The following is a 12,266-nucleotide window of genomic DNA, read 5'->3' on the forward strand; positions in this document are numbered from 1 at the left end:
TCGCCATATTGTTCCATATTTTTATGAATGGTCTGGCGAATTTGTTTTTAAAAATAAATTTACGATCGATTAGAAGGAATATTTGGAAATATGTTGAATGCTTGGGGATATACTTTAGTGATTTTCTCAAACTCAAGTAGATTAACATTTATAATTGGAAGTGGAATGATGTTAGTACATGATAAAAAATTAACATTTACTGAACTAATGAATTATAACGTAGATAATCAAGGAGTTTTTGATTCTATTTTAGAGAATATTCATTCACTTATACCTTTTGTAGGGGCTGGCCTTTCTGCTTTTGTTTATCCGAATTGGCACAAGTTCCTTGAAGATATTTTTAAAAAGATTTCTAGTCCTGAAAATGATGAGTATTTCATTAAGTTACTCAACGAATATAAATACGAAGAAGCAGCTACTCTTCTTAAATATGAACGTGGAAATGCTAATTTTTTTGATGATATTAAACAGACCTTTGGCAGTAATAAACTAAATGATATTACTCTTAATCAAGAATTTCACAAACAAGCAGTGTATCTATTGCCATTTTTATTTAAAGGTCTTCTTATAACAACCAATTTTGATCAAGTTCTTGAAAAAACCTATAATTTGAATGGTATTCCATTTAATTCAATAGGTCACCCAGGGCATAATGAAATGCTTAATTGGGCTTTAAGAACTCAAAATCAAACAACGCTATATAAGTTTCATGGCGACATATCAGAAGTAGGCAAATTAGTATTAACTAAAGAAAGCTACGATTATTATTATAATCCATCAGGCGATTTGGTTCGTGAACTAAGTAAATGCTTTAAACAGAGAAGTATGTTATTTCTAGGTTGTAGCTTAAATACCGATCGAACCATGACTGTTCTTGAAAAAACGTTAGAAGATGGTTTTGTAAATTATGCAATTATTGACTCTGACGCTCAAAATATTAGAGAAAAATCGCGTAAACTGGCTAACAAAGGTATCCGTGCTATTCTATATCCTAAAGGACAACATGGTTCAGTCCGTATGATACTTGAAGGATTACTCGAAAGAATGAATAAAACAGCCTTTCAAAGATTAACTTATTACGAAAATCAAATTCACAATAAAGTTGATAATCGATTTGTTTATACCGCTGAGTCCGTTGGTTTTTTTGGTCGTGAAGAAGAAATAAAAAGGTTAATTGAATTCTGTACTGCTGATTTAGGTGACCATTATGTAAAATGGTGGGCCATAACAGGTGCTGGGGGAAGCGGCAAAAGCAGATTAGCATATGAGGTTCGAAAAGAATTAGTCTCAAAGAATTGGGATGTAATTATTCCAAAACAGTATGATTTTAACGGATTGCAGAAAATTTCAGAAAACCTTAATAAAAATACATTGTTTATTCTTGATTATGTATATGCCTATGCCAAGGATATTGGTAAGTGGTTCGAGGTTTTGTATAATACTCCAAGCACTATAGTAAAACGCATTATTCTAATTGAGCGTGACGGAACTAATATTATTAACTCTTCTTGGGTAAATCTAATGAAAGACGGTACAATTTCAAGTCGAACTATTGACGATACTTGTTACCAAAAAAATTTTTTATTTCTTAATAATTTGGAATCAAAAGCAATTCTAAGAATAATGTTAGATTTTGCCAAGAACTATAACAAATCATTATCCGATTATTCGGTAAGTATATTGTATAAGATACTTCAGGATATTGACCCAGAATTAAGCAGACCTTTATACGCTTTATTCTTAGTTGATGCATTCTTAGAAAACAAAAATCCATTAAAATGGAAACGAAATGATGTTTTAAATTATATTATTGAGAGAGAGACTAAGCGATATCAAAATGAATTAAATTTTATATCAAACGATCAAAAGTTTAAAAAAGCCTTTCTTCGAATTAAAGTATTGGCAACAATATTGCGCGGATTAAATATTCAAACAGAAGCGTTAAATTTTTGCAATAATGATTGGCAGGTTTTATGTAGTAAATCAGAAAATTACGATAGCACTGAGGAAATGTTGCTAGATACGAATTTGATTCGGAAAGATAATGTTAATGATTATATTTTCACACCTATTAATCCCGATTTAATAGGCGAATATTTTGTTCTTAGCGAATTACTAAAAGAAAAGAAGAATAATGTAGAAAATATTATAAATAATTCTTGGAAAAAACCCGTAGAAGCATTCCAATTCTTTAGTAAATTATTTATTGACTACATTGACATTATGCACGAAAGAAAAGACCTCATTAAATTAATGATTGAACCAATCCTTGAGGAAAACAATATCTTTCAAGAAGGGTTATTTTCGCTATTTTTAGTGCATTTAACTTTAGTAGCTGATAAGAGTATCATAGAGTCTGTAATTGTTAAACTCAGAGCACTGGCAAAAAGATACAAACATAATGCAATATTCCTTAAAAGGCTTGCAAATGGGTTGTCTAATTTAACTGATAAGCAAGATGAATTAGGTGCAATGGCTTCTGTAGCTGAACTGAGACTATTAGTAAAGAAATACCCTGATATTGCCGATATTGTGATCTCATATGCTAATGGACTTGTTAATTTATCGGTAAAACAAGATGTAACAGGTGCGAATACAACTGTGACGGAATTAAGAGCATTACTAAATGAATATGACAATATTATATGGCTTGCAGTAGCTCTTGCAAGAGGTTTAAATAATTTGTCTATAAAGCAGAATGAAATCGGTGCATCTTCTACTGTAGGTGAATTGAAAATATTAGCAAATAACTATCCTTATCTTTCAGAGATTGTGGTGGAATTTTCAAAAGGCCTATTAAATTTGACCACTTTGCTAAATAAAAATGATGCGTTATTGGCAGTAAATGAACTAGGTGATCTAATTAAGAAGTATCCCCAAAATATTGATGTGATAGTTGGATATGCAAAAGGGCTAGCAAATTTGGTAATCAAACAAGATGAAACAGGCTCGATGTCAACAATTAATGAGTTAAAAGCTTTGATAAATGAATATTCGAACATTGAGGGAGTTATCGGGGAACTTGCGAGAGGTTTACTTAATTTGTCTGTTAAGCAAGATGAGTCAAAGGTTACTGAAACAATTGCTGAACTAAAAGCATTGTTAAAAGAACACTGTGATAATAAAATAGTCATTAAGTGCTTTGCAAGCGGGTTGGCTAATCAATCTCGTAAGCAAGATGAAGAAGGTGTGGCTGCAACCACTACGGAATTAAGGCTTTTAGCTCATGAATATCCGGAAAATGTTAATATCAAAGAGTGTCTTGCAAAAACTTTGAATAATCTCGCTAATAAACAAGATGAAACCGGTGCAACCATAACCGTAACTGAGTTGAAGGAATTGGTAGAGGAGTACTCTGATAATCAGGAAATATTGGTTAGTTATATTTATGGACTAAATAATCTGTCTATTAAACAGGATGTAGCTGCCTTAACTATAACAATTAACACATTGAGATCTATGAAAAATAAGTACCCAAATAATATTGAGGTTATTAAATCGTTAGCAAATGCTCTTTTAAATTTGTCTTATAAAGAAGACAACGAAACGGTGTTAGTTATGACAATTGCCGAACTTAGAAAACTTGTTGCTACCTATAGCTACAACATGGAGGTAGTTGTATATTTGGCACAGGGCTTAGTTAATTTATTAGCTAGGCAAAATGAGGTAAGTGCAAAAGATACAATTGAAGAAATAAAAATGTTGGCTTTTAAATATCCGGACAATGAAAATATAATAGTTGCCTTGGCAAATGGGTTATTTAATATGTGTTATAAACAAAATGAAGTAGACGGAACAGTTACAGTTAATGAGATAAGAGCCTTAGCTAAAAAATATTCACATATTGTGGAAGTTATCGGAATGCTCGCAAGGGCCCTAAATAATTTATTGGCAAAACAAAATGAATTGAATGCATTAATTACAATTGCTGAAATTAAAGTGTTATTCCAAAAGTACCCCAATATCGATGAGGTTGTACTAGCCTTAGCAAGAGGGTTATTCAATTTGTCTAGTTTGCAAAATGAAAAAGATGCAAACATAACTATTTCAGAACTTCAAGAGTTAGCTAAAATGTATCCCACAAATTATGATATTAATGAAATTCTCTTAGAAATAAATCAAGGATAATTCCACTTAATACATTACAAATCAAGAAGCGCACGTTGCTTAAATTTAAGTTAGCTAACATATGCTGCGAAATGCAGCACTCAGGCAGGTCACGTTTGATGGCTTTATATAGTGTATCCATACTTAGTTACCCCGGTTGGTCGTTACCCCCTGCGTACCATAGGTGCGTCAATAGGCCTGCTCATACCTAGCCTTCCTGATATTGGGAATATCCATTAATGCCGGTATATGACCGAAAGCGTTATCGAAGGGCAGAAGGCGATGGGGTGTGTGAGTATAATTAACATGTGGATAGAGTAATTCTGAATGAACTACAAATCCAACGCAAATTGGAGAGCTTTAATTGATTCAAGGGATAAACCATTTGACCATTATTGAAAAGAATATAGAAATCGCTTCGACTTTCTTTCGCTCAATCTTTGACGCAAAAGAAATATACCCAAGCGAATGTAAGAACTTTTTCATTATCAAAGGAGAAGTTTTTTCTAGTTAATGATTTGTGAATTGCAGTAATAGAAGGGGAATCCTTGCCTGAGCGTACATATAATCATATTGCATGCAGGATAGAAGATGAAGAACTTGATTATTATGATGTAATAATTAGAGAACTTGGGCTAGAACTTAGGCACCCACGTTCAAGAGTTGATGGTGAAGGTCGTTCATTGTATTTCTATAATTTTGATAAACATCTTCTTGAATTACATACAGGAACTCATTCAGAAAGACTATCTCGGTACTCTTTGGATGCTTGTGAACGGGCTTAGCTTGCTTACAGATATACCATCAGTACAAAATCCCCCCTCCGCTTGCGCCCTCGCTAGCCTCAAGAAAAAGTAATCGCTACGATAATGAACGATAGCTGTGGTTGAAGCGGTGGAGCGTTGGGTAAGGGGGCGCCAGAGCGACCCTTCTAGTAGGGAGCGTTGTATAAAGGAACCCTAACAGGTAATGCTGCGGGATGTTCTTACCTATCCAAAGGCGCTAACCGAACCGGAAAGCTGGAGGCCGAGGGATGCGTCACATCGAATCGATTCCCCTGCTTCCCAAAAGAAGCCATTTTCGAAGCTTGTTACGGTGGCTTGTAGTCACAGAATACTTAGATATGTAATCATCGGAATGGCCGGTATTTTTGATATATGCAAATATTCACCAATAACTAGATAAATCGGGTAACATACAGAGAAAGGTATTAGAAAATGTTAAGTTCAAAACAAATCCAAATACCAAAGTTAACATTAGAAAGCCAAAACCTAGATTCATGGTCAACAACAATTAAAGGTTTTTTGATTTCTGCTCAACACTTTGTTTTAAACGAATTAGAAAAACGAGTAAAACGTGATGATAGTTCATCGCCCATAGTTATTGCAGGTATAAGGGTCATTAAACAAGTTTTGCCCTGTCCAGTTGAGCGGTATCGTATGGATACATTTTATATATTACGGTTACGACTGGGTAAAGGTGCATACGAGTATAATGAAAATACCCGACCAAGTGAGTTATTTGATACGATGATAGATGTAGATTCCCAATGGAATGAGAGCTACGATCCAAGAAGTCATGATGTTTGGATTAAAGTACCAAAGGGTAAAAGTTTTGAAAAATATTTTAATGTGTCAATGCTACAAGAGGCTATAGAATCTTTGATAAGAGATGAACAGGATATGTTAATAGATTTACGTGGTCAAGCGCTGAGTACTATTGGTTTTCGACCATTAGAGCTACGTATTCCAAGTGGAGAGCCGGACAAACGAATAAAGGCTGTCACCAGAATAATTGGTTGTGAAACGACCGAAATTTCGGGATATGATTTAGTAAGCGATATGCAAAAAAGTTCACTACTTAAGACTTGTCCTGATGAAATTGAACAAGTCATGCACCGCGCGAGATTGTTATATGTAAATGCTTATTACGAATGGGAATTTTTTACCATCTCGGTTCATTATGCAGTATTGGCTTTAGAAGCCTCTTTAAGGGCGTTATATGACGAATGGCTTGGAGCTGGATGTGTTGAGGTTTCTGCAGAAATTGAAGGAAAGCAAGTTGTTGAAAGAGTATACGGGCCTCGTGAAAACATATTAAATTGGGCAAATGGACAAAAAGCAAGAAAGATTACTGTCAAAGGTGCTCCGTTTCCACGGAACAAACCCCATCTTCTTGACCATGCAGTGAGAATTGGAGCACTATCGCTTTGGGAAAAGGAGAGGTGTTCTTATTTATTACATCTTAGGGATGTATTTTCCCACCCTAAGGGGACTTTTACAGACTGGATCAGTTGGGCTAGTGGAGACATTTTAGAATCAAGCTTATGGATCAACCTCATGTGGGCTAGATTTTATAGAACATTGCCCTATGAATTTGCCTGGAAAAAGAAACCGATAATTAAGTTAAGCAATAAAAATCAAATCACCTCCTCTTGACTCTTGCTAAGTTCAAGAAGCCGCCGTGATAAGGTAGCTAGTAGTAGTCGAGTGCCATGTTAATTTCCCTCGCTTCCCAAAAGAAGGTTACGTTTCAGGTTGGGGAAAGAAATACTGGGTGACATAAACAGGGCAGGGGAACAGAGATGAAATTCCTCTGGTATCCTCGACGGTGTTGAATTCAGGAGGTAAAGAAGTGGGACACAGACGTGAACAAATGGATTATACGCAATTAGGCTAACCTTAGCTGATGAGTCTTTAAGAAAATACTGGGATTTTATTGAAATATTGATTAGGAGAGCAACATGGATATCAGAACACTACAATACTGGCATAAGCTAGAGCATTTTAATCCTTACTCACTACAGGAACAACATAATGAAAATATAAAAACCTTTTCGATACTGAGAGCAGAGTTATTTCCGAATTTTCGAGATCCTGTTATCAAACCCGGAAAAGTGATCCGATACTATAATGTCTATTTTGGGATTTTCAAAATAGATGGCGCGCTTAAAGCATTGGAAAAAGGAATGGGCAAAAAGATGCGCTTTCGAGATACTGGTGACGATGAAAGCTGTTTTTGCAGCTTCAGCTTAGATACACAGGGGATATTTAACCCAGACAGCTTTCGTGTTTCCTCCTTTCCATGGGCAATTCACAGAGTACGCGACGGGAAAATTGTTATGGACGAGTGGGATCAGGCATTCCATTCCTTTGAGACCTCTATGTTTCTTTATCTTAAGGATAATAACGAGACTATGACTTATGATTTCCTTCTAAAGGCACGTAACTACTTCGCAAGCTACCTTAACTGGGAGTTGGACTTCAGTGATGTATGGCTGCGCATCGATATGGTAATCGGTGACAAGCAGGACCCCGAAGAAAATAAAGCTATAGCTGATGGTGCTGGTGATGAAATAGTGGAGCAGGCGGAACCTGATACCCAGGCCGATGATGAGGAAACCGATGCTCAAATCAAACAAAATGATCTGTTTAATAGTTTTTTTGTGCGCGATCTTGAGCGGATTATTGCAGACGTCAGTAAGAATGAATCCGTATGTGGGGAGAGCTTTCGTAATTTTTTAGAGCACGGAGCCAGAAACAGGATTGATATTGAACACAGCCCAGACGTACTGCTTGAACTGATGGCTCCACGAAATCTTCCGAAGGGGCGGTGGCCTAGTGATTACGGGTCCCGTTTTATGCAACAGGTCAATGTTAATGCATTTCTGGCGGATACGATCTATGAACAGCCTCTCTTTTCGGTCAACGGGCCACCTGGGACAGGAAAAACAACGTTGCTCAAGGATATTATAGCAGCAATTGTTGTGAACCGAGCGAATGCCATGTGCAATCTCGCCACCCCTGATGATGCATTTGCAGAAGAAATCTGTCAAATCGAAACTAAAACTAACAAAGGGTTGTACATCAACCATGTGTTCGAATTAAAACCTGAAATAAGGCGTTATGGAATACTAGTAACTTCGAACAATAACGGAGCAGTGGAAAATATTACACATAGCCTTCCCTCCATTGTTGAAATACCAAAAGAGTATAATCTGGAGGAATACCAGTATTTTTCAGAGGTTTCCGACCTTCTCTTTGGCGAAGGGAAAACATGGGCGTTGAATGCTGCTGCCTTGGGCAACCGTAAAAATTGCACACGGTTTGTTGAGAGTTTTTGGCCACTTAATAAGGATTCTAAAGATGCAGTTAGGTATGACCTGAACAAAATGCTGAGGGAACGCATAAAGAAAATCTCGAAGCAAGATTGGGACCGGTCTAAAGCTAGGTTTCAGGCGGCCCTTGTAGAGTTTGACAAGGAATATGTGCAGATAGAGTCGATATATAAACATGTTTTGAAATACCGTCAGTTACAGGTTGATTTACAGGATGTTGACAAAGAGATAGGCAAAGTAAAAACATCCGAAAATGCAATTTCTGAGCAATTAACTTTTCAAAAGCAAGAGTTGGAACGGTTGCAACAAGAAATCGGTCGTTGCCGTACATCATTAGAAGAAATGAGGAAAAGCGACCCGTTACTCATCATTAAGTCCTTGTTCTGGCGCAGCCGATGGTGCAACACATATCGAGACCTTCAGCGTCAGCTCCAATCTTGCGTAATGCACCAACAGAAGCAAAACAAGGTGGTTATCGAAATCGAGCAGGCAAAACAAATACTAAAAATTAATATAGAGAGTCTGGGTCAAAAACGTGTAAATTTGGAGTCTGAGTTAGCAGTTGAACGAGAAAAGCTAGAGCAATTTCGAGCAAAGACCAGTTCACATTTTCGTGTTGATGAATATTTTTTCGGCAACGCTAATGAGGAGTTGAGCAAAACATCTCCTTGGGGATACAGTGATTTGAATCGACTCCGGGAAACGCTATTTTTGGAGGCGTTACAATTACATAAAGCTTTCGTAGAAAATTCAAAGCTACTGCGGGATAATCTGGATGCTTTTGCAAAACTAATGCGGAGGCAAATACCTGCGATTAAAGCAAAAACTGCTGCATCTGCTTTGCTGCAAAGTTTTTTTCTGATTGTCCCGGTAGTTTCTACGACTTTCGCGTCGGTAGGGTCGTTTCTGAAGGACATACCCCCAGAGGACATCGGATATCTTTTCATAGACGAAGCGGGTCAGGCCATGCCCCAATCGGCTGCTGGAGCTATATGGCGTGCCAAAAAGGTCATTGCTGTGGGAGATCCACTTCAAATTGAGCCAGTAGTCACGCTACACGACAGTGTTATCGATGCACTGGGAAGATACTATTCGCAGGACATCATCATCACCGATAAGTTCACCAGTGTACAGAGCTTAAGTGATCTTGCCAACAGGCTGGGTGGCTTTCGCACTCTGGAAGAACCTGACGATTTGTGGATTGGTGCTCCATTGATAGTGCATAACAGGTGTCAGCCCAAGGTATTCAAGATCTCCAACGAAATCGCGTACAACAACAAGATGATTTACGCATCCAAAAAACGAGATTATGCCGAATGTACCTGGCTGCATGTGTGCGGAAATAGCCGAAATGGTCACTATGTACCCGAGCAAACTAAAGAGATTTTGCCGATCATCAAGAAATGTTTTAAAGAGTATGCTGATAAAAATGATCCTTCACAAAAGTATCCTTCTCTTTTTCTCATTTCTCCATTTCGTAGTGTCCGAGCAGGTCTTGCGACTTTTTTCAGGAACAACCTATATGGCGAATTAGAACAAATGGGTATTGCTGTAAACACGCATGTTGTCAGAGCTTGGATCAGTAATTGTATTGGAACCATCCATACTTTTCAAGGCAAACAAGCGGATACAGTTGTGCTGTGCCTTGGTGTTGATTCGGGAGGTAAAGGCGAGGGAGCTGTCCAGTGGGCATGTCAACGACCTAATATTCTCAATGTAGCTGTCACCCGTGCGCAAGGGAATCTGTATATAGTTGGAGATAGGTCAGTCTGGGGAAACAGAGATTATTTTGAGACCGCTTTGACGTACTGCACATAAAAGCGCGTGTAAGAAGACGACGTGATGCCAAACCTATCTTCGAGAAAGAACATAGAGTAGTTCCGGATTTTTAATAAAATATTAGTGGATATTCAAACAACATGAGACTTCAAATAAATATCTAATAGTTCTAGTGGATCAGTGGTTAAATTAATGATATTTAAATGATAATAGTCAGCCTTTACTTTCTTAAAAATTAATGACATCCCTGGGGGGTGTCTTTCTATTTTATTTTGGGTCTCAACTCAACGATCGTAGTCATAACTTAACAGTATTGACTACGATTTTCCGATGGTGTATAATCAAGGAATAGATCGTATTCAAAACTAATAGTCAAAACGACATCTAAGAAATGAGGCCCTGAACCATGATTATCGGATATGCCAGGGTATCGACCAAAGGGCAATTGAAAGACGGTTATTCCTTGGAGGTACAACAACAAGAGATTCTCGGCAGATATGAAAATGCACGTGTAGAACTTGAGCAATTCACAGGTACTACAACAGAACGCCCTGTATTCACCAAGCTAATTAGTGAGTTAACACAGGGAGATACCTTGGTTGTCTCTAAACTCGATAGATTAGCACGCAACACTGTTGAGGGCATCCAGATAGTACAAGAGCTATTCGATAAAGGAGTAGCTGTACACGTCTTAAATGTTGGTCTGCTTGAAAATACTACAATGGGCAAATTCTTTCTAACAACATTGCTTGCAGTTGCAGAGATGGAGCGGAACACCATTATAGAACGTACACAGACAGGTAAGGCCATTGCCAAAACAAAGGCAGGATTCAAGGAAGGTAGACCAAAGGAGTACACAGAAACACAGATAAACATGGCGTTAGATTTGTTAAAGGAAAATTCTTATACACAGGTGGCCAAGATGACTAGAATCAGCAAAGCGACACTGACCAGAGAGCAACGAAAGAGGAAAATGGAATTCGAGAAAAAAACAATTAGGAAGGAGCCTTAAACTATGTTTCGATTTATTGATCAAGGAGAGGAAATCCCCTCCTCCAACTCTTTGCTTTTGCGCGATCTACAATCGGACGATTGGATCGCCGGTGACAGCCCCCGCGATCTCGTAGCAGGGTTTCTGCGTAATCCCCAATACAGCGAGATTGACGATGGTGCGGTAGCCGCGTATATGCGGAAACGTATGGGTGATGACTTGCGGGACAATGCTCCACTTGTATGGGGTCGCGTGTTTAAGACTAAGATATGCTTCAGTACCGATCGGGAGTTTTTGAAAGGCCTTGTTTTAAACGGTGTAGCGGCAATCTATGAACGTGGCGGGTCATACCGGATACGGTCAGAGACACCAGAATTACCGCTGATCGAAAAACATTGCTCCAATTGTGCCTTTGACAAAGGTGATGAAAAATGTTCACAGTTTGAGGCTTGGGCTGATGATAATGGAGTTAATTGCATGGGTTACGCCCGTAAAGATTTTCCGTCTGACGACGCAGATTTGCTATTAGTCGATTACGGATATCCAGAAATATTCAAGGATAATTACTGGCAGCCATCCACGCCGGAGGAAATTAATGAGTTTTACCAGGACTCCGAAAATGAAGATGACTAGAGAAGGGTTCAAGGCCCTTCTCTTTTTTTGCCCTCACTTTGTCCTCTAGTGTCCTCGCTTTGTTAAACTATATTTATTTAATAAAAAATATCAAAAAGTAGTCAACAACTCCTAGGAGCCGTTTTAAGGATTTTTTTGCTTGCAGGGGTATTGTAACACCTAAAGTGATGTTTTAATGGCTTAGAAGGGCAATTCTGTGGTTGTGGTGGCAATATTATGGATTTATTGGCTGTTGTTTATAGTTTAGCAATATTTTATCATATATTATTACGTTTAATGACAATAATAATGGTAGTGATATTTTATCAAATAGAATATTAAGCTTAATATTTAAAAATGTCTCTTAAATAATTTAAACTTATTGTAACGGTCTGTTGTATTTTTTAAAAATATGCTTTAATATAAAAATATAAATTAATATAACCAGAATGGAGTGAAAAACAATGATCATGACTAAAAACCAACTGTTAAAGGAATTCCACATCTCTCGACCTACTTTGAGAAAACTCGAAGTGGATGGCCTCCCCCGGATGCAGATAGGTACAAGTCGTAGTTTCAGGTACGATGTAGATGAGGTGAAGGCATATCTCAAACAAAAAGCCAAACAACCCTCGGTCACTTAAAAGACCGGGGGTTGAA

6 protein-coding genes are annotated in these 12,266 nt (G+C 37.6%); all 6 read left to right on the forward strand.

Annotated elements, in window-relative coordinates; genetic code table 11:
* Positions 1 to 90: 90 nt before the first annotated feature.
* Entirely contained in the window at positions 91 to 4,128 is a 4,038-nt protein-coding gene (locus DESACI_RS23070) for an SIR2 family protein (protein WP_014826959.1), read from the forward strand.
* 527 nt (positions 4,129 to 4,655) lie between these two features.
* Positions 4,656 to 4,892 carry a VOC family protein gene (locus DESACI_RS25475; protein ID WP_282434163.1) on the forward strand — a complete coding sequence of 79 codons (237 nt, stop codon included), beginning with the start codon at positions 4,656 to 4,658 and terminating at the stop codon, positions 4,890 to 4,892.
* Between the two features lie 432 nt (positions 4,893 to 5,324).
* Positions 5,325 to 6,545: a hypothetical protein gene (locus DESACI_RS09445; RefSeq protein ID WP_014826960.1), complete on the forward strand. Its 1,221-nt coding sequence runs from the start codon at positions 5,325 to 5,327 to the stop codon at positions 6,543 to 6,545.
* A 305-nt stretch (positions 6,546 to 6,850) separates the two neighbouring features.
* Positions 6,851 to 10,042 carry a DEAD/DEAH box helicase gene (locus tag DESACI_RS09450; RefSeq protein WP_014826961.1) on the forward strand — a complete coding sequence of 1,064 codons (3,192 nt, stop codon included), beginning with the start codon at positions 6,851 to 6,853 and terminating at the stop codon, positions 10,040 to 10,042.
* A gap of 367 nt (positions 10,043 to 10,409) precedes the next feature.
* The gene (locus DESACI_RS09455) at positions 10,410 to 11,015 is read left to right on the forward strand and encodes a recombinase family protein (RefSeq protein WP_014826962.1); all 606 of its coding nucleotides are present in this window, start codon (positions 10,410 to 10,412) and stop codon (positions 11,013 to 11,015) included.
* A 57-nt stretch (positions 11,016 to 11,072) separates the two neighbouring features.
* Positions 11,073 to 11,627, forward strand: a complete 555-nt coding sequence (locus tag DESACI_RS09460; protein WP_148271289.1) for a hypothetical protein — start codon at positions 11,073 to 11,075, stop codon at positions 11,625 to 11,627.
* Positions 11,628 to 12,266: the final 639 nt, after the last annotated feature.

Origin of the sequence: Desulfosporosinus acidiphilus SJ4 (genome assembly GCF_000255115.2) — a bacterium.
Lineage (GTDB): Bacteria > Bacillota > Desulfitobacteriia > Desulfitobacteriales > Desulfitobacteriaceae > Desulfosporosinus > Desulfosporosinus acidiphilus.

Coding starts and splice junctions, on each gene's coding strand:
- DESACI_RS23070 (WP_014826959.1), top strand. CDS start 91: ATGTTGAATGCTTGGGGATATACTTTAGTGATTTTCTCAAACTCAAGT.
- DESACI_RS09450 (WP_014826961.1), top strand. CDS start 6,851: ATGGATATCAGAACACTACAATACTGGCATAAGCTAGAGCATTTTAAT.
- DESACI_RS09445 (WP_014826960.1), top strand. CDS start 5,325: ATGTTAAGTTCAAAACAAATCCAAATACCAAAGTTAACATTAGAAAGC.
- DESACI_RS09455 (WP_014826962.1), top strand. CDS start 10,410: ATGATTATCGGATATGCCAGGGTATCGACCAAAGGGCAATTGAAAGAC.